Source organism: Dysgonomonas sp. PF1-14 (assembly GCF_029892965.1).
Classification (GTDB): domain Bacteria; phylum Bacteroidota; class Bacteroidia; order Bacteroidales; family Dysgonomonadaceae; genus Dysgonomonas.
The window spans coordinates 15,627-33,460 of the sequence record NZ_JARXWN010000024.1 but is presented as its reverse complement, the minus strand read 5'-3'; the positions used below and the strand labels follow the sequence as shown (position 1 = coordinate 33,460).

19 protein-coding genes and 1 other RNA gene are annotated in these 17,834 nt (G+C 41.6%); 4 read left to right on the top strand and 16 right to left on the bottom strand.

Annotated elements, in window-relative coordinates; genetic code table 11:
* The first annotated feature begins 125 nt into the window (after positions 1–125).
* The 3 genes from M2448_RS19330 to M2448_RS19320 are packed head-to-tail and all read left to right on the top strand — an operon-like array spanning position 126 to position 2,261.
* A complete protein-coding gene (locus tag M2448_RS19330; protein ID WP_280645080.1) occupies positions 126–905 on the top strand; it encodes an energy transducer TonB in 780 nt (259 codons plus the stop codon).
* Positions 906–956: 51 nt separating this feature from the next.
* Positions 957–1,715 (top strand): energy transducer TonB, encoded by a 759-nt coding sequence (locus tag M2448_RS19325; RefSeq protein ID WP_280645079.1) that lies wholly within the window; start codon positions 957–959, stop codon positions 1,713–1,715.
* A gap of 18 nt (positions 1,716–1,733) precedes the next feature.
* Entirely contained in the window at positions 1,734–2,261 is a 528-nt protein-coding gene (locus M2448_RS19320; RefSeq protein WP_280645078.1) for an energy transducer TonB, read from the top strand.
* A gap of 58 nt (positions 2,262–2,319) precedes the next feature.
* On the opposite strand, the gene M2448_RS19315 is transcribed toward M2448_RS19320, so the two are convergent.
* The 10 genes from M2448_RS19315 to M2448_RS19270 form a co-directional block, all read right to left on the bottom strand.
* Positions 2,320–3,582, bottom strand: a complete 1,263-nt coding sequence (locus M2448_RS19315) for a phosphoglycerate kinase (RefSeq protein ID WP_280645077.1) — start codon at positions 3,580–3,582, stop codon at positions 2,320–2,322.
* 231 nt (positions 3,583–3,813) lie between these two features.
* On the bottom strand, positions 3,814–4,191 hold the full coding sequence (locus M2448_RS19310) for a hypothetical protein (protein ID WP_280645076.1): 378 nt from the start codon (positions 4,189–4,191) through the stop codon (positions 3,814–3,816).
* An 11-nt stretch (positions 4,192–4,202) separates the two neighbouring features.
* Positions 4,203–4,563, bottom strand: an RNA gene (gene rnpB, locus M2448_RS19305) — RNase P RNA component class A.
* Between the two features lie 49 nt (positions 4,564–4,612).
* Complete coding sequence (locus M2448_RS19300) at positions 4,613–5,149, bottom strand: GNAT family N-acetyltransferase (protein WP_280645075.1); 537 nt, start codon at positions 5,147–5,149, stop codon at positions 4,613–4,615.
* A 15-nt stretch (positions 5,150–5,164) separates the two neighbouring features.
* Positions 5,165–6,037 (bottom strand): aminoglycoside 6-adenylyltransferase, encoded by an 873-nt coding sequence (locus M2448_RS19295; protein ID WP_280645074.1) that lies wholly within the window; start codon positions 6,035–6,037, stop codon positions 5,165–5,167.
* A 60-nt stretch (positions 6,038–6,097) separates the two neighbouring features.
* Positions 6,098–7,396, bottom strand: a complete 1,299-nt coding sequence (locus M2448_RS19290) for an NAD(P)/FAD-dependent oxidoreductase (RefSeq protein ID WP_280645073.1) — start codon at positions 7,394–7,396, stop codon at positions 6,098–6,100.
* A gap of 132 nt (positions 7,397–7,528) precedes the next feature.
* Positions 7,529–8,212 (bottom strand): DedA family protein, encoded by a 684-nt coding sequence (locus M2448_RS19285; protein WP_280645072.1) that lies wholly within the window; start codon positions 8,210–8,212, stop codon positions 7,529–7,531.
* A 72-nt stretch (positions 8,213–8,284) separates the two neighbouring features.
* Positions 8,285–8,827 carry a DJ-1 family glyoxalase III gene (locus tag M2448_RS19280; protein WP_280645071.1) on the bottom strand — a complete coding sequence of 181 codons (543 nt, stop codon included), beginning with the start codon at positions 8,825–8,827 and terminating at the stop codon, positions 8,285–8,287.
* A gap of 6 nt (positions 8,828–8,833) precedes the next feature.
* On the bottom strand, positions 8,834–9,700 hold the full coding sequence (locus M2448_RS19275; protein WP_280645070.1) for an energy transducer TonB: 867 nt from the start codon (positions 9,698–9,700) through the stop codon (positions 8,834–8,836).
* Positions 9,701–9,711: 11 nt separating this feature from the next.
* Entirely contained in the window at positions 9,712–10,443 is a 732-nt protein-coding gene (locus M2448_RS19270; RefSeq protein WP_280645069.1) for a pyridoxine 5'-phosphate synthase, read from the bottom strand.
* Between the two features lie 204 nt (positions 10,444–10,647).
* Between M2448_RS19270 and M2448_RS19265 the strand changes: the two genes are divergently transcribed.
* Positions 10,648–11,517 (top strand): NAD kinase, encoded by an 870-nt coding sequence (locus M2448_RS19265; RefSeq protein ID WP_280645068.1) that lies wholly within the window; start codon positions 10,648–10,650, stop codon positions 11,515–11,517.
* Here the strand turns inward: M2448_RS19265 and M2448_RS19260 are convergent.
* From M2448_RS19260 to M2448_RS19235, 6 genes are all read right to left on the bottom strand, one after another.
* Positions 11,514–12,524, bottom strand: coding sequence for a hypothetical protein (locus tag M2448_RS19260; RefSeq protein WP_280645067.1), 1,011 nt, complete (start codon positions 12,522–12,524; stop codon positions 11,514–11,516). The two genes, M2448_RS19265 and M2448_RS19260, sit on opposite strands and share 4 nt — an antisense overlap.
* 9 nt (positions 12,525–12,533) lie before the next feature.
* On the bottom strand, positions 12,534–13,889 hold the full coding sequence (lpdA, locus tag M2448_RS19255; protein ID WP_280645066.1) for a dihydrolipoyl dehydrogenase: 1,356 nt from the start codon (positions 13,887–13,889) through the stop codon (positions 12,534–12,536).
* Between the two features lie 21 nt (positions 13,890–13,910).
* Positions 13,911–15,125 carry a hypothetical protein gene (locus M2448_RS19250; RefSeq protein ID WP_280645065.1) on the bottom strand — a complete coding sequence of 405 codons (1,215 nt, stop codon included), beginning with the start codon at positions 15,123–15,125 and terminating at the stop codon, positions 13,911–13,913.
* Between the two features lie 66 nt (positions 15,126–15,191).
* Positions 15,192–15,902, bottom strand: a complete 711-nt coding sequence (locus M2448_RS19245; protein WP_280645064.1) for a diphthine--ammonia ligase — start codon at positions 15,900–15,902, stop codon at positions 15,192–15,194.
* Positions 15,892–16,647 (bottom strand): SDR family oxidoreductase, encoded by a 756-nt coding sequence (locus M2448_RS19240; RefSeq protein ID WP_280645063.1) that lies wholly within the window; start codon positions 16,645–16,647, stop codon positions 15,892–15,894. Before M2448_RS19240 ends, M2448_RS19245 begins: the two co-directional genes overlap by 11 nt.
* A 205-nt stretch (positions 16,648–16,852) precedes the next feature.
* Positions 16,853–17,827, bottom strand: a complete 975-nt coding sequence (locus M2448_RS19235) for an adenosine kinase (RefSeq protein WP_280645062.1) — start codon at positions 17,825–17,827, stop codon at positions 16,853–16,855.
* Positions 17,828–17,834: the final 7 nt, after the last annotated feature.

Below are 17,834 nucleotides of genomic sequence, written 5' to 3'. Positions count from 1 at the left end.
TCTTTGTTAGTGTTAGGGCCAAAAACACTTCCCCCCCCAACTATCTCGGCAAATATTTATTCCCCCCCTACAGCATTGAACACAACAATAAATATTATGTATCACTTAATTAACTCCATTAGAATATGAGAACCTTTTTATTTATACTGTCACTCGCATGTTCGGCTAATGTTTTATCTCAAATCAAAGGATTTACTCCTGTCGAAAATCGGGAGATAGATATCAAAGAAGTGAAAAAGTTGGCTCCGGAAGAAAAAAAGTATGAAGAAAAACCTTTTGTCTCGATTGGAATGCCTACTTTCCCTGGCGGAGAAGAAGCATTAATTAAATATGTACATAAAAATCTGCATTATCCTGAAGAAGCCATCAAACTGAAAATTGAAGGAAAAGTAGTTGTGCAATATGCAATAGCTCCCAATGGAGATGTGGCAAATATACGGATAAAAGAATCGCTACATCCTGCCTGTGACAGTGCGGTTATTGCACTTATAAAAGGTATGCCAAAATGGAAACCAGTAAGCGATAAAATCTCTTCCGATTTCACAATGCCTATATTCTTTCGTTTATCAGATTATGAATATGTGGATGGAGAAAAAGTATATAGGAATCCTACGCAAAAACCGTCATTTGTAGGAGGCGAAGAAGCTTTGTACAAGGTTATTATGGAAAATCTGAAATGGCCATTCGAAGAACATCATGTCGGCGGAAAGGTTGTTATCAGATTTATAGTCACAAAAGACGGAAAGGTGAAATCACCTCAGGTTATACAAAGTGTATATCCATCACTGGATAAAGAGGCACTGCGCGTAGCCTGCCTTTTGTCGGAATGGGTTCCCGCAAAGTATAAAGATAAGAACGTGAGTGCTTACTTTGATTTGCCTGTGATATTCAGGATCAAAGAATAAAAAAAGACACAGCTATTTATATAATTACTGACTACCTAATAAAAGCAAATGATGAAAAGAATATTTTTGATACTTATATTGCTACTTTCCATTTTGTCTTGTTTTGGGCAATATGGAGATCAAGATGAAGAGATGAAAGTAGGACTTATCAAGTATGAAAGAATGCCCCAATATCCCGGAGGAGAAACTGAGTTATATAAATTCATCAATAAAAATTTTGTTTATCCACAGTCGGCTATAGACGATGGTGTAGAGGGAATGGTAAGAATAAGATTTCTTATCAGAGAAGACGGAACACCAGATAGTATATTTGTTGTAAAAGGGATTCACTCCGAATGTGATAGCATTGCATTAAGTATTGTGAAGATGATACCAAAATGGGAAGTTGGGGGTAATTTTAGTGACAAGAACTCGGAATCAGAGGATATCTGGTTTACATTGTCAATACGGTTTGACCAGACTAACTGGATAATCAGAAATGAGGGTATATGCAAAACACCCGACCGTATGCCTTCGTTTCCCGGTGGAGAAGAAGAAATGTATAAATACTTCCGAGAAAAGACGAAACCAAAACCACCCTGCCCTACATGTACAATGGGATATTTACCACAAGGAAGGGTCACTGTCCGGTTTATTGTTACCCGAACAGGAAAAATAAGAGATGTGAAAATCATAAAAGGACTTGATCAGGCAAGCGACAAGATTGCATTCAGAGCCGTAAAAGATATGCCTGACTGGACACCTGCACAGCATAACGGCAAAGATGTAAATACGTATTATACTTTGCCTGTGATATTCAGGCTTTATTGATAATCAAATAATAAGAATATGAGAACCTTTTTAATTATACTGTCACTCACTTGTTCCGTTAGTATTTTGTCTCAGATCAAGGAATTTACTCCTGTCGAAAAACGGGAGATAGGTATCAAAGAATTAGAAAGATTAGCTTTGGAAGAAAAGAAGCTGGCTCCAGAAGAAAGGAAATATGAGGAAAAACCTTTTGTATCAATTGAAATATTTCCTGAATTTGTAGAAGGCAAGGAAGCTCTTCAAAAATTTATGGGCAAGAACCTGAAATATAAATCCGAATACAGAAACGACACATTGGTTACAGAAATCATCATCCGTTTTATTGTACATAAAACAGGAGAAATTCTTGAGCCAAAAATACTAAAGGGAGAGGATACAACCTTCGCAAAGGCTGCTCTTGCTGCAGTAAACAAAATGCCGAAATGGAAACCCGGCAAACAGTGTGGAGTCTCAGTTTCTGTGTACTATACGATATTATTCAGATATGATACTAAAAATTCGAAAGTGGTACTACAACACCCATATTTTTACCAAAAGCCTAAATAACAAGAGAGTCCGCAGGAAATATCTACGAACTCTCTCTATAATTATTTCAAAGCTCGGATTAATATCCTCTGATCGCTTTAATTCCCGGAAGAACTTTTCCTTCGATGAACTCAAGCAATGCTCCACCACCGGTAGATACATAAGATACCTGATCTGCCAAACCGAATTTGTTTACGGCAGCTACAGAGTCACCTCCACCTACAAGCGAGAATGCTCCGCCTTTGGTTGCAGCAGCAACAGCTTCTGCTGTACCTTTTGTTCCGGCTGCGAAGTTATCGAATTCGAATACTCCTACAGGACCGTTCCAAAGGATAGTTTTAGAAGCCATGAGTACATCGGCAATTTCTTTTTCGCCTTTAGGACCTACATCCAATCCCATCCATCCGTCAGGAATTGCGTTAGCTTCTGTTATCTGAGTATTGGCATCGTTGCTGAACCCATCTGCTATTTTAGCATCACTTGCAATCACAAGCTGCACACCGTTTGCTTTAGCTTTGGCTACGATTTCGTTAGCAAGGTCGAGTTTATCATCTTCTACCAGCGAGTTACCGATTTTACCGCCTGCTGCTTTGATGAATGTAAATGCCATACCTCCACCTATAACGAGGTTATTTACTTTATCCAACAGGTTTTCGATGATGTCTATCTTAGAAGAAACTTTTGCACCCCCGATGATGGCAGTAAACGGACGGGCAGTATCTTTCATGACTTTCTCTACTGCGTCGATTTCTTTCTGCATCAGGTAACCGAACATTTTGTGCTCAGCATCGAAATAGTCTGCAATAAGTGCTGTAGAAGCGTGCGCGCGGTGAGCGGTTCCGAAGGCGTCGTTCACATACACGTCTGCATAAGAAGCAAGTGTCTTTGTGAATTCTTTCTGGCTTTCTTTGATGGCTTTTTTCGCAGCGGCTTTTTCATCATCGCTGGCATCTTCTGCCAATCCGCGAGGCTTGCCTTCTTCTTCGGCATAGAAACGAAGGTTTTCGAGCAACAGGGCTTCTCCCGGTTGCAATGCAGCAGCTTTAACACCTGCTTCTTCACCTACACAATCATTTGCAAATTGTACATCTACACCCAGAAGTTTCGATACATGGGCAAGGATGTGTTTCAAAGAGTATTTGTCTTCTACTCCTTTAGGACGACCAAGATGCGAAGCGATAATAGGGCTGCCACCATCGGCTATGATTTTTTTCAGAGTAGGCATTGCTGCACGGATACGGGTATCGTCTGTGATGTTGAAGTCTGCATCCAATGGCACATTGAAGTCAACTCTGACGAAAGCTTTCTTACCCGAAAAATTAAATTTGTCGATTGTAATCATGATTGTTTCTGTTAAATATATTAATATTATTGATTATCAACATGTTGTTTTGATTCCTTCCATTTCTGAAAGCGATGCAAAGATACTAAAATTATATGGAAGAAATTTGACTTAAAAATGAAAATATCGTGAAATCCGGCAGAATATGTATTTACGTCTACAGTTTGTCAAATGCAGTTTACAAAAAGAGTATTTTCGTCTGAGGTTTGCAACAGGATAGGTATCTGTACATCACTCCGTTTCTTCGTCATGGTGAATATAGTCATATAGCAAATGTATAACAGACAATGCAATTATGGCTACAATAATTCCACCGAATACACCTCCCAGCATATGTACAGAAGATACTTCATTGCGGATAATATCACTATCTCTCCCGAAAACACTCAGAGCATTCTCGACTGAAATGAAACGAGACAGGAAACCGCCTAAGATAGCTAAGACGGTAACAAATATGATCTTAAATGCTTTCCTCTCCGATCTGCGTTTCAGAGACTCTAACGGTTTTTCAGCGAATGAACCACTCAATCGCGCAACAGCAACCAGAGCGAACAACACTATAAAGCCATAGAGGCAAACTTTGAGTGCTACAAATAGAAATGTATCCATCGTTAGAAAAATAAAACAGTAAGCCTGTAAGCCGGGTTCTGTCCCTCAATAAATCAAGGTGTCTGTCATTTATCTACGCCAGCCGTCACCGGACAGGCTCTAGCGACCTACCCCCCGGCATCGGGCGGGCAGCCCTACATACGCCGGTATACATGGTCTTACAACTCGCAAGTAGTACAGCCCCAATACATCACTGCACGAGCGGTGAGCTCTTACCTCGCCTTTTCACCCTTACCCTGTTAGGGGCGGTCATTTTCTGTTACCTTAACTCTGCCCTCGCGAACAGCTTCCCATTAAGAAGTACGATGCCCTGTGTTGCCCGGACTTTCCTCTTCCTGCCATACGGCAGTCAGCGACAAACCGGCCTACTGTAATTATGATGCAAAGATAATGCTTTTAAGTTATATCGAAAGGGACAATGCTAGTAGTCTTTCATTACTATATGAACAAGGTCATTATAGAATTGTTGGTATTCTTCATCTTTTAGTTCTTCATACAGGCTAAGAACTACCAGGTTGTGCGGCTTATAGTCCTTGTTATAAGCCGGATGAGTGTGTTTGTACTTATTTATTTTATATCCAAGTTTTTCGTAAAACGCTAATCTTTTCTCAGACACCTCATCTATCAGTGGGTCTATTTCGAGAATAACGGTTTTCTTGACTTCATCTGCAAAGGCATCCAACATCTGGCTACCTATATTCTGCCCTCTCAACTCCGGGTTAACTGCCAGATGTTCTATATAGATATAACCTTCAAAATCCCAGTATGAGACAAATGACAGAAGCTTTTCGCCGTCTATCCAAGCTGATAAATGATAATGGCTATCCTTAAAAGCATCTGACTGTTGTTTTGGACTCCGCTGTTCGAATACAGGGAAAGAGGTCGTATATATTTCCCGAAAAGGGCTATACCATTTATCTTTTATATTCTTTATCTCGTATGATGAATATGGTTTCATATAGTGTATCTAATACTACCAGAATGACAGCGCGTCTTCCGGCAAGTCCTTTATACGACAGAGATAAGCAGAGGCTTTCCGGTCTTCATCCACATTATATTTGTACCCTAAAGCTTTTGCGACAAATAGGGCTGTATCTCTGAACAGTTGTATCATAGCTGACAATGACGCCCAACAATCTTCATAACTACCGTTGTTATATGTGCTCAACAAGGTATTCCAGACTTCGGGTGTAACATATCGGGACAGGTATTTACTGTTCTTCCCCACACTCAGTGAGAAGTCTGTCTCTATACCGACCTTCCACTCCATCATGCGCAGCAGACAAGGGCGCAGGATAGTATCGAGATGGTAATTCGCATAAAGTATCTCCTTTCGCCACAATCCTTTTGCCACATAGGTAGAAACCCACCAAAACTCGTTACAACAATCGGCAAGAAATCCTTCGGAAGGGCGTTTCACATGATAGTCTTCATCTGACGGTTCGGGAAGAGCGGGGAAAATACCATCTTTATCTAACAGGATTTTCACCAACTTATCACTTTTATAATATAGTTCTGATTCAGCTATAGGAATCAACAACAGGTCGATCCGCGTTCCATCCGCAAACAGCATAAGGTACGAAAACCAATTACCCAGTTCGGGCGGAAACAAAGACATGGCTTCGGGAGTCTGTAGGATAATGCGTTCTCCGAATACATCTATCCAGTGCTTGTCTGAGATGAAGGAATCCATATCGGTGACGATATACGACATATCGTAATCCTGAAATATATCGCGAGGCACATTCTTATTCATACGGGAGCCTTCCATACCTACGGCACGTATCCGGTCATCGTTCTTTGCAAAGCCAAGAACCAAATCAAATATTTCCTGTTCTGTTCTCATTTTGGTCAGTATATTAGCCCAGTAAAGATAACTTTTTTCGCCGACAGTTGAGAACCAGCTCTACTCCTCTTTATACATCTTATTGAATTTAGGGCGTATGAACAGGCGCAACGATACATCATAGTTGAGATAACTCCATACCCAGTCGATAAATACCGATACCTTGTTCCGCATACCTACAATGGAAAGTATGTGTACCCACAGCCAAAGCCACCATGCAAAGCGTCCTCCGAAACGGAATTTCCCCAAATCGGCTACAGCGGCATTACGCCCGATAGTGGCTAATGAACCTCTGTCGGCATAGGTGAACTTCTCCCATTCTTTAGCTTTTATAGTATTGTTCAGATTTTTAGCCAGATTATTTGCCATCTGCAATGCTACCTGAGCCACTTGCGGATGCCCTTTCGGGCTGTTGTCGGAAATCAGCAATGCCGTATCACCTAAAGCAAAGATATCTTCGTAACCATTTACTTGATTGAATTCATTCACTGCAAGCCGCCCTCTGTTGTATGCAGACTCGTCAAGTCCGGCAAGGCTATTCGGTTTAACTCCCGCTACCCAAAAAACATTACGAGAGCGAAGCTTTGTTCCGTTACTAATCTCTACATAAGGTTTCTCAAAAGATTTTACCGATATATCCTGATGGATAATCACACCTCGCTTCTTCAACGTTTTTGCAGCCTTTGCAGAAGCCTCTTCCGACATGGCAAACAGCAGACGGGGAGACGCATCTACCAAATGTATTTCCATTTTAGAGAAATCTATTTCGGGGTAATCTTTAGGCAGGATAGACTTCTTCATATCTGCCAAAGAGCCTGCCAACTCTACACCCGTAGCACCGCCACCGACAATAACGAATGACAGAATTTCTTTCAGTTCACCCTCATCTTTAGCACTTAAGGCTTCTTCAAAACTCAATAGTATCCTGTTTCGCAGTAAGAGTGATTCCGAAACTGATTTCAATGCAAAGGTAGTCTCTTTAAGGCTTTCGTTTCCGAAGTAATTCGTATCGCACCCCGTAGAGATAACCAAATGATCGTAATTAATGTCTCCTATATTGGTTTTTACAATACGTTTTTCCGGATCTACAGACTGTGCCTCACACATACGGAAATGGAAGTTCTTATTTCTCTGAAAATTCTTTCTGTGCGGATAAGAGATAGAACTCGGTTCGAGCCCTCCTGTAGCTACCTGATAGAACAAAGGCTGAAACTGATAATAGTTGTTTTTATCAATCAGCACTACCTGATATTGCTTCTTGTCTATCTTTTTTGCCAACTCGAGTCCGGCAAACCCACCTCCGATAATGACCAACCGTTTCTTATATCCCGCTTCGGGTATATTCGCTATATAATTCATACAAGTAGTAGTTTATGATTCTGTAAAATAAGAAACCACCTCCACCATAAGCACAAGCATGTACTATTTGGTGTCAGTGGTATAAGAATTAAAGTCTAAGACTATTTATATCGCTATATCCTGAGTCTTGATTTATTCGCTTTCTGCTTTAGCCGCTTTTCTTGATTCCCATTTGGCTTTCAGCACTTCATATACACCCGGAAGGATAGACACTATAACGATGATAATAACCACCTTATCCAGATTTTTTTCTACCCATGCGTTACTTCCTATAATAGCACCTAATGCACAAAAGATAGTAACCCATGCTATACCTCCTATAACGTTGTACGAGAAGAAATGTTTATAACTCATCTTACCCATACCGGCTACAAATGGAGCAAATGTACGAACAATAGGGACAAAGCGTGCCAGTATAATTGTCTTCCCCCCATGCTTTTCGTAGAACTTATTGGTCTTTTCCAGATACTCTTGTTTAAATATCTTCGAGTTTGGATTACTAAACAGCTTTTGCCCGAAGAACCGCCCTATAGTATAATTTACAGCATCACCTATAATAGCAGCTACAATGAGTATCCCAACAAGGAAATAGATATGCAATGGATTATCGGGACGTACGGCTATGGCTCCCGCCAAAAACAACAATGAATCTCCGGGCAGGAATGGCGTAACGACCAATCCCGTTTCGCAAAATATTATCAGGAATAGTATAGCATATACCCATACTCCGTATTCGGTTACCAGCATATCGAGAGTGCCTCCGGTATCTCTTAGCAGATTGAGAAAAAAAGTCCAAACTTCGTGTAAAAATTCCATTTCTTAGTTTTGTATTTCTATTGTATATATAACAAGAATGATGGGAATTAATCCCATCATTCATCTTTAAGTTTATTTGACTAACAATCCGGCTGCTACTGCATCCCTCTTTTCTTTTCCACCAAGCTGTTCTACCAGATTCAATGCAAAGTCGATAGTAAGTCCGGGACCGCGTCCGGTTGTAATATTTCCGTCTACAACGACAGCCTTATCGGTTTGCAGATTTGCTCCATCCAGATATTTTTCAAATCCGGGATAGCATGTAGCATTCTTTCCTTCGAGAAGCCCAAGTCCACCCAATACCATCGGCGAAGCGCAGATAGCGGCAACCTTTTTTCCCTTATTAGCAAAAGCGAGCAGTTCTTTTTTCATATTCTCATGCTCATTAAATTTGGTTGTACCACCCGGCAAAACCAACATCTCAGCCTGAGAGAAATCTACCTGATCGAACATCAGGTCTGCTGCAACGTTTATCTGATGGCTACCCATCACTTGCTTACTATCTGTCAACGATACAGACTTAACATCTAATTCGGCACGACGAAGAATATCAATAGTAGCTAACGCTTCTATTTCTTCAAATCCGGTTGTAAGAAATATAAATATAGTCTTCATATCAATTTAATTTAGATTAAACTTATATGTGATTGTTCCTTTCTGATTGGTAACAGCCGAAACGGCATTGAACTTGGTACGCTTAGCGGCTCTGATGGCTTCATTCCTAAGATTGGTATTCGGCGTATTAGTACCTTTACCTATAGTGGCTTCCACCACATCGCCTTTGGCATTTACGAGGATATCCACAACAACAGTACCATAGTCATCTACCGAATAATTAGGTTTTGCAAGGCCTCCGCTACCAAGACTACGGCCTCCCAGATCGAACGATCCCCAGCCTCCTACTCCCGATGTTTTACCATAACTGGCATTACCGGTGGTTACACCTTGCGTTCCTGTCCCTTCTGTATTTCCACGACTGCCACTGCCTGTACCATTACCGAATAGTCCGGCCATCTGGTTATTTATCTGCCCTTTCTTTTCTGCTTCCAATTTTGCGATACGATCGGCTTCTGCTTTTCGGCGCTGCTCGGCAGCCTCCTGTTCTTTTTTCTCTTCAGCCTTACGTTTCGCTTCTTTTATGGCTACTGTCTCTTCCATGTCCTGCGTAACAGGAGCTTTGTCGGTATTGGTAACTACCGGCTTTGTCTCTTTTACGGTATTTTCCATCATCGGAATTGGATCGGGCGATACATCCGGTGAGGTATTTTCACTAGCACCTACATCTTCTCCGCTACCTCTGCCGAAAGGTTCATCGTCACCAAAAGCATCGGGCACATTACCGAACATAACGGGTACGCCTTCCAATTCATCAGCGTGACGGGTTATCGGGGTCAAGTCTAGTGTATAAAACAAAAGAGCTACGATCACCAGTATATGAAAACCGATGGTCGCTCCTAAGCTTATCATTCTATCTTTTTGTGCCTCCATTCTTACAGTTATTATCTTAGTTCGGGCGTCTCTTTCAGACAGTCTTTATATAATTCTATCGTCTTTTCCAAGCCCAAATACAAAGCGTCACTAATGAGCGCATGCCCGATAGACACTTCATCTAGCCATGGGATATTTTTATAGAGGTAGTGTAAATTCTCAAGGCTCAGATCGTGCCCCGCATTTACACCCAGTCCCAACTTCTTTGCCAACTTCGCTGCTTCCAGAAAAGGAGCTATAGCAGCTTCCTTATTCTTAGCATAAGCTGCAGCATAAGGCTCAGTATATAATTCTATACGGTCTGTTCCGGTCTTTGCTGCACATTCTATCATTTTAAGGTCTGTACCTATAAATACGGATGTACGCACCCCTACAGCTCTGAACTCGTCTACCAAGTCGGACAAGAGTTGCTGATTCTCGATCGTATCCCACCCGGCATTAGAAGTAATGGCATCCGGTGCATCGGGTACAAGGGTTACCTGTGTAGGCCTGATAGTCGTAACCAGGTCGACAAACTTTTGTGTAGGGTAGCCTTCGATGTTAAATTCAGTACGAACCTTCGCTTTCAGGTCATGCACGTCTTTGAAACGAATATGCCTTTCATCGGGACGAGGATGTACGGTTATGCCATCGGCTCCGAACTTTTCACAGTCCAACGCTACTTTTACTACATCGGGAACGTTACCTCCCCTTGCATTGCGCAGTGTAGCTACTTTGTTAATATTTACGCTTAATTTGGTCATGAAAAATAGTTAATAAAATACCAATCCGTATATAAATGCTAAAAACAATTCACATATCCGAACTTTTTAGCAACTTTGCAGAACGATACCAAGCTACAAATGTAATATGAATTGGCGAGATAGTGAATACCAGTTCCAAATTATTAACAGCTTTAGGTGTTATTTGTTTCACAGGAAGTGAAATTAAGCTAAAAAGGATCAACAATGAAAATAGCAGTCTTTGGTAGTAAGCATCAGAAAAAGGAACAGGTTGAAAAACTGTTCAGTATATTGCTGGCTAATAATGCAGAGGTATATATTCAGGAGAAATTCTACATCTATCTGAGAGATACGCTCAACCTGCAATACAGTAATGCCAAAGTAATACGGAACGATCACTTTAATGCAGACCTTGTTATCAGCATAGGTGGAGACGGCACTTTCCTGCGTACAACATCTGTAATCGGGAAAAAGAACATACCCATACTCGGAATTAATGCAGGAAGGCTTGGATTCCTTGCCGATGTGGGAGAAAAAGACCTTGAAGCGACCTTTGCCGATATTTTTTCGGGCAATTACAGGATAGAACACCGCAGTCAGTTACATCTGACTACAGAACATAAGGATTATCACGGATTCAACTATGCCCTGAACGAGATTGCCATATTGAAACAGGACTCCGCTTCGATGATAACCGTACACACGCATATAGACGGGGAATTCCTGACTTCATACGAGGCTGACGGTCTGATAATAGCTACGCCTACCGGATCTACGGCATATGCACTCAGCGTAGGCGGGCCGGTAATGGTACCTACTGCGGCGAACTTTGTTATAGCTGCCGTAGCTCCTCACAGCCTAAGCAACAGACCGTTGGTTGTACCCGACAGCAGTATTATAACATTGGACATAGAAAGCCGCAACAACAGTTTCCTCATATCATTGGACGGTCGTTCCAATGTATTCAAGACAGGAACCAAACTGACTATATCGAAAGCCGATTTTAGCCTGAATGTAATCAAGCGGAAAGAAAACACATTCTACAACACATTGCGTAACAAACTGATGTGGGGTATAGACCCAAGACAGAGCTAAAAACGATTACGAGGCGTCAGTATATTGAGTGTCCTATCATGCAATATGGCTATGGACTTAGTTCGGTAATCAAAAGCCATAAGCGGAAGATCGTGTAAATGATGTATTATAGATGAGCACTTTGTACCGCTATATATTTCATCTATTTCCGACACCACTTTTCCCGAACGAATGTCGATGATCTTCGGATATTTATACAAATCCCAAACATAATGTTTACCGATAGGATAAAGATTACCGAAATCGAGACCGACTGATACTATGTGTACCATCTTTTTCTCAATTATATCCCAGACACCGATCTGTCTCTCTGTCAGGATATCGGTAACCTCATCGTCATAAACTTCGCTAAAAGGCGGACAACCAAGCAATATATGATTGTCGGTTATAAAGCAAGCAGTACTTATATCTGCATTTGCTTCCGGCTGTGTTACAGATGGTTTATCCAGTTCCAGCGGATCGTTGAAACAAGCCTCTATATTGAACAGGCGGACAGAATCAGCCGGATGCCATATCCAACCTTTCGACAACAGATGTTTATTATCGGGACTTACCTCCAGTCGGGAATGAAAAAAGTCAGCAGGTTCACGCCCTTTGACAGCCGTAATGATTTCCCCTGTTTCAATATCCTCAAAATCGAGTTGTGCATATGAATGAGGACAATGTATCAGGTAGCTTTTATCATTATACGAAAGAAATGCAACAGGATACTCATATACATCAGCATGATAATACGACCTGTTGATTTCTCTTATTATATCACCATTTCTTCTTAACAGTAATCCTTTAGTGCCAAGATTCTGATACAGAAATATGTATTGGCTGTCACGGGATATGATACAGCTATCGAAGTTGTACGAATAACCGTACTTACCCATATTCTGAGGTAATTTTCCATCTGTTACGGGATACAGTATCCTGCCTACATTTGACCAATCGACCAGACAACCGTCCAACCACAGTAATGTAGCCGCATTTACACCTGTAAGTACATCCCTACCTATCATCCGCTACCGTTATGAGAAAAGCACTTCATGTATTATCTCTCCTACAGTAGGATGCGGGAATACAATCTTACGAAACTCTTCGACTGTGAAGCCTTTTTCTATCGCTATTCCGGCAATTACGATCAGTTCAGAAGCAGGGTTTCCCAACATATGGCATCCGATAACTTTTTCATCATAATCCAGAATCAATTTGCAGACACCGTTTCCAAGCTCATTTTCGGCAACAAAGCGACCCGAATACGCCATCGGCAATTTCAATACTTTGCAGTATTCTCCTTTGGCTTCCAGTTCCTCTTCTGTTTTGCCTACTCCTGCTATCTCAGGGTTGGTATATACCACTCCGGGAATGGCTTTATAGCTCATCTTGTCGGGATTGCCTATTATATGGTTCACAGCAACTTCTCCCTCGCGCACAGCTGTATGTGCTAACAGTGAATATCCTGTAATATCTCCGCAGGCATATATGTTAGAGTGAGTAGTACGCATATGCTCGTCAACCTTTACACCATTGCGGAACGTTTCCACATTCAGTTTGTCCAGATTGAGATTAGCTGTGACCGGACGACGCCCTGTACTTAAGAGTATCTGAGCAGCCGGAATGGAGGTTTGCTCTCCGTCTTTTTCAACAATTACTTTGCCATCTTCTACGGCGACAACTTTAGTCTCAAGGTAAAAATCTATCCCTTTCTTCGCATATTCTGCACGAAGCATTGCCGAAAGCTCTTTATCCATATTACCGAGTATTTCTGGAAGCATTTCCACAACGCTTACTTTCACACCCAGGCTATTGAAAAACGAAGCAAATTCCACTCCGATAACTCCGCCACCAATAACTGCTAATGATTCGGGCAGTTCCTTATTATCCAATGCTTCGCGCGATGTCCAGTAACCACTTTCGGCCAAGCCTTTTATAGGAGGAACAATGGTCTCGGAACCGGTACACAGCAGAACCTTTGCCGCTGTAATCGTTTCTTTGCCATAGTTAATAAGGATGTTACGCTCTCCGTCTTCGCCTGCTACGATGGCTTCCTCGTTTACCACTGTTACCTCATGGGCAGCTAGTTTCTTTTTGATACCTGCAACCAGTTTACGTACTGTTTTTTGTTTGCGGGCTATAATCTTACCCAGATCGAATGTAGTATCACCCGAAACCGTCACTCCGTATTTTCCCGCATTTCTGATATTATCCAGCGTTTTAGCTGAATACAGAAGTGTTTTAGTCGGGATACAGCCTTCATTGAGGCAAACTCCGCCCAAAGCGGACTTTTCGAAAAGAATTGTTTTCAAACCACTGGCTGCGGCTCTTTCCGCTGCTGTATAGCCGGCAGGTCCTCCGCCGATAATGGCAATGTCGTACAATAGCATAATCTACGTGTTTTTATTATTTTAAGGTATTGAAAATTGTTGTTGATATGAAGCTGTGACAAACTTATCTACCCAGTCGCAGAAGTCTACCTGAGATGCATTTGTACGCTGAGAGCTTCTCCATGCATCGAGTACAATTTCTGCATTATCGAGAATCTTGTCTTCTATTGGTTTCAGTCTTTGCAGGATACCTTTTCCATCAGAAGATATCAATGCGGCAAGATTCAGATAATCATTTCCCTCGCCACGCGAGATAGGGAACAGCTGTTTTTTCAGTGTCAGCGACCAATCGCATAGCTTAGCATTTCCGGTTTCATCAGCCATCAGTATCTCCGGATAAGTATTATCCTTATTCAGCCATACAGGAATAGCCACAGCAGTAAGCGGCGATCCGAGAATCGTCCACATGGTAGTGAGGTAGACAGATTCACCTTCCTTTACTCCCTGAACTACAATAACAGATGAAGTAGAATAACGTGGAATATAGTCGCGGAAGGCTACAAATACGCGTTTGTCTGCATTTTGCGGCATCTGGTCATACAGATTTGTTTCCGTCATTCCATGAGTCAGGTATCGCGATACATCTCTTAATAGAAATCGGTACGAAATAGCATCTACCTGAGCAGCCTGAGCAAATAAAGGTTCTGCCGCCTGATAACGACTTAATCCTTTATCGCGATTTCTATCGCCGGAGAAAGAATAATTGGTGCGGACGATATAACCCATCGGGGCAACAGATGAATCATTCGCATCATATTTTTTATACCTGAAATCGCCTGTCTCATAGTAAGCGGCACCTCCGTTCGCATCTATCACACCAAAGTTAGCATTAACATACAGGGGCTTAGGCAAGGAATCGAGCAAGCGTTCAAAATCGGCAAGTGTAGCACAACGCTGCAATGCCAGCTTCATAACAATGCCTTCGCGTTCTTCTTTTCCAACTTCTTCGAGATTGAGATTGTACGATGCGGAATTCATTATGGCAAATCCGGCAGAGTTGTAGCCCCCCCAGACTTCTTTGCCTGTCTTGTCTTTACTGTTTACAAGACCTATATAGTCATATTTTCCGTCAGAAAAAGCCATCAGCTTGTTCTGCAGGCTGCCTGTATCCCTGTGCTTATAGAGCAATGGACGCCCATCCGCAGTATAGTTCCCTGAAATAATAGCTGTGGTACATGCCGAGATCTGAAGCGAAAAAGCAAAAAGCAAAAAGAATATGAATTGAATGTGTTTCATGCTATCAAAATCTTTGCATAAAGATAATGATTTATTATTCATGTGGGACAGCTATTTCAGCCAATTCTATTCCGTCAGATCATACAGTCCTGCAAACCAATATGAAAAGTCTTTTTCTGTACCGTCATCCATCTTTACCGGATATGTTTTCCGGAACGGAGTGTCAAGTGTATAGGGTACCGGATAACGGAATATGCTGCCCGAATAGCAGAATGTATGGTATTCACCGTTTTCGCCGCAAACATCTGTTCCCTCCGGCAGATCTTTGACAAAGCTGTGGTCAATATGCCGACCGATAAAGGATTCATCTAACACATCGGCCATAGTAGTTACTACGATGGTCTGTAAACCCGAAGCCAGAAAATCATCCATTATTTCCTCCGACGATTTCCCCCAAAGAGGCTCTACCACAGTTATACCCAAAGGATTCAGCTTCTCTTCGCGATACGATTTCACATCGTGCAGAAATATATCTCCGAATATAAAATGGTTTACACCTTGTTCTTTAAAAAGTGAAACGGCTTCTGACATTGCCTTCTCGTAGTCTCCTATCAATCCGTTAGACATCAGATCGACAATGTATAAAGGGATACCGAGACTATCCGCCTGTTTCTCGAGTAAAGAAACGGGAATAGCGTGCATTGTAGAACGGCGATTGTCACGATTGACTGTAGTAAGAAGTGCTACAATCTCATATTCTTGCTCCTGCAATACTTTATACAAAGCCAAAGCAGAATCTTTTCCACCACTCCAATTAAAGACGGCCTTATTCTTCATAGATCATTTTCTTTGTCATGCCGCCATCAACAACAATATTCTGTCCATTAATAAAATTATTTTCAGGCTGACAAAGGAAGAGGCATGTTTGGGCAATATCATCGGGGACTCCTACCCTACCCGAAGGATGCTGTACATGATCGACAGGACGTAGTTCTCCATAGTGTCCGGTATCTATCCATCCCGGACTGATACAGTTTACTGTTATATTATATTTGCTCAGCGAAATAGCCAAAGCATGGGTAAGCGATACAATTCCGCCTTTAGATGCGGCATAAGCCTCCGTATCGGGTTCGCTCATCAGATAGCGAGTCGAAGCCATGTTAATGATTCGCCCATAGCTGCTCAGTTGAGGATTTTCGGAACGGTGTGTTGCTAATAGCTTAGCTGTAATAAAAACAGGCCGAAGGTTAATATTTAGTATCTTATCAAATTTATTTACAGAAGTTTCCAGGATGGAACCGAAGCCTCCCACTCCGACATTATTTACTATAATATCTATATTCCCTTTCTTATCGAGAATACTATTAACCGTATTACCCAATAATCCGGCATCAGAAATGTCGAGCTTGACAAAAGAGCACTTATATTCGTCGAGTTCATCGCTGAGTTTCTTTCCTGCCACTTCATCAATATCGCAGAAAATGACATCGGCATCCGCCTTACACAAAGCCGCAACGATGGCTCTGCCTATACCATTTGCTCCTCCGGTAACGAAAGCAATTTTATCCTGCAACCCTGTCATCTGATTTTATTTAGTAACTGTTTAAATTTGATTGGCACTCTTATTTTGTATTATTTCAAATATATTTTTTTCTTTTTATTCGCAGGTTTAGCGGGCTAAACCAAGAGTGGAAAGAAGAAAATAGAGAAGAAAGAAGAAAAATAAGAGCCAAAGAATAATCTGAAACAGTTATATGAAATATTTTCGGTCAAATTTAAACAGACTCTTAATGTATATTGATTCCTTTCAATATTTTAGTCCATCTTTCTTCCGAAATCTTAGCTCCTACTTCCTGAATAACTTCGGTAGCCAGCAAAGTACCGATATAACCGCATTCTTCTAACGAAAGACCTTTTATAAGCCCATACACAAAACCTGAAGCATACAGGTCGCCGGCTCCGGTAGAGTCGACACAAACGGCATCCAATGCAGGCACAAAGGCTTTCTCTTCTCCTCTCTGTACCCACGAGCCCTTTGCTCCGGTCTTTACAATAGCAATTTCAGTTTGGTTGGCTAGTACCGATATAGCCTGTTCGGGTTCAAGTCCTAATAGCGTCTTGGCTTCTTGCTGATTTGCAAAAATAATATCTACATATTGCGGGATAATTTCGAGTAAGAAGTCTTTACTTTCTTCTACCACATTGAAGCTTGCCATATCGAGAACAACCTTCGCACCGGCTTCTTTTGCCAAAACAATTGCTCTACGGATAAGGTCATAGTTTTGCACTAAGTAACCCTCTATATAGAAATAATCGTATCCTGCAAAATCTTCTTTTTTCAGTTCGGCGGCTTCGAGCAGCGCAGCCGCTCCCAGATAAGTACCGAATGTACGCTCTCCATCTTTAGAGATAAAAGTAGATGCTACTCCCGATGGTATATCAACCTCTGTAAGGTGCGATTTCACCTTGTATTTATCCATATCATCGTGAAAGTAACGGGCAAAGGAGTCTTTTCCTATTTTTCCCAGAAAACCGGTTTCTACTCCCAGACGTGCAAGTCCTATAATCGTATTGGCAGCAGAGCCCCCTGATACAATTTCTGTTTTCAACTTATTTATTTCGCTGCTGATGGATTTGAATTTCACATCGTCTATCAGTTGCATACTACCTTTCGGCAGGTCAAGGAGTTCTAGTAGTCCGTCGTTTTCTATTATGGCTAAAACATCCACAAGGGCATTGCCCATTCCAAGTACTTTTGTCATTCTTTAG

What these genes read in the sequence shown, in the direction of transcription:
- M2448_RS19330 (WP_280645080.1), top strand. Translation starts at nt 126, where the DNA reads ATGAGAACCTTTTTATTTATACTGTCACTCGCATGTTCGGCTAATGTT.
- M2448_RS19325 (WP_280645079.1), top strand. Translation starts at nt 957, where the DNA reads ATGAAAAGAATATTTTTGATACTTATATTGCTACTTTCCATTTTGTCT.
- M2448_RS19320 (WP_280645078.1), top strand. Translation starts at nt 1,734, where the DNA reads ATGAGAACCTTTTTAATTATACTGTCACTCACTTGTTCCGTTAGTATT.
- M2448_RS19315 (WP_280645077.1), bottom strand. Translation starts at nt 3,582, where the DNA reads ATGATTACAATCGACAAATTTAATTTTTCGGGTAAGAAAGCTTTCGTC.
- M2448_RS19310 (WP_280645076.1), bottom strand. Translation starts at nt 4,191, where the DNA reads ATGGATACATTTCTATTTGTAGCACTCAAAGTTTGCCTCTATGGCTTT.
- M2448_RS19300 (WP_280645075.1), bottom strand. Translation starts at nt 5,149, where the DNA reads ATGAAACCATATTCATCATACGAGATAAAGAATATAAAAGATAAATGG.
- M2448_RS19295 (WP_280645074.1), bottom strand. Translation starts at nt 6,037, where the DNA reads ATGAGAACAGAACAGGAAATATTTGATTTGGTTCTTGGCTTTGCAAAG.
- M2448_RS19290 (WP_280645073.1), bottom strand. Translation starts at nt 7,396, where the DNA reads ATGAATTATATAGCGAATATACCCGAAGCGGGATATAAGAAACGGTTG.
- M2448_RS19285 (WP_280645072.1), bottom strand. Translation starts at nt 8,212, where the DNA reads ATGGAATTTTTACACGAAGTTTGGACTTTTTTTCTCAATCTGCTAAGA.
- M2448_RS19280 (WP_280645071.1), bottom strand. Translation starts at nt 8,827, where the DNA reads ATGAAGACTATATTTATATTTCTTACAACCGGATTTGAAGAAATAGAA.
- M2448_RS19275 (WP_280645070.1), bottom strand. Translation starts at nt 9,700, where the DNA reads ATGGAGGCACAAAAAGATAGAATGATAAGCTTAGGAGCGACCATCGGT.
- M2448_RS19270 (WP_280645069.1), bottom strand. Translation starts at nt 10,443, where the DNA reads ATGACCAAATTAAGCGTAAATATTAACAAAGTAGCTACACTGCGCAAT.
- M2448_RS19265 (WP_280645068.1), top strand. Translation starts at nt 10,648, where the DNA reads ATGAAAATAGCAGTCTTTGGTAGTAAGCATCAGAAAAAGGAACAGGTT.
- M2448_RS19260 (WP_280645067.1), bottom strand. Translation starts at nt 12,524, where the DNA reads ATGATAGGTAGGGATGTACTTACAGGTGTAAATGCGGCTACATTACTG.
- lpdA (WP_280645066.1), bottom strand. Translation starts at nt 13,889, where the DNA reads ATGCTATTGTACGACATTGCCATTATCGGCGGAGGACCTGCCGGCTAT.
- M2448_RS19250 (WP_280645065.1), bottom strand. Translation starts at nt 15,125, where the DNA reads ATGAAACACATTCAATTCATATTCTTTTTGCTTTTTGCTTTTTCGCTT.
- M2448_RS19245 (WP_280645064.1), bottom strand. Translation starts at nt 15,902, where the DNA reads ATGAAGAATAAGGCCGTCTTTAATTGGAGTGGTGGAAAAGATTCTGCT.
- M2448_RS19240 (WP_280645063.1), bottom strand. Translation starts at nt 16,647, where the DNA reads ATGACAGGGTTGCAGGATAAAATTGCTTTCGTTACCGGAGGAGCAAAT.
- M2448_RS19235 (WP_280645062.1), bottom strand. Translation starts at nt 17,827, where the DNA reads ATGACAAAAGTACTTGGAATGGGCAATGCCCTTGTGGATGTTTTAGCC.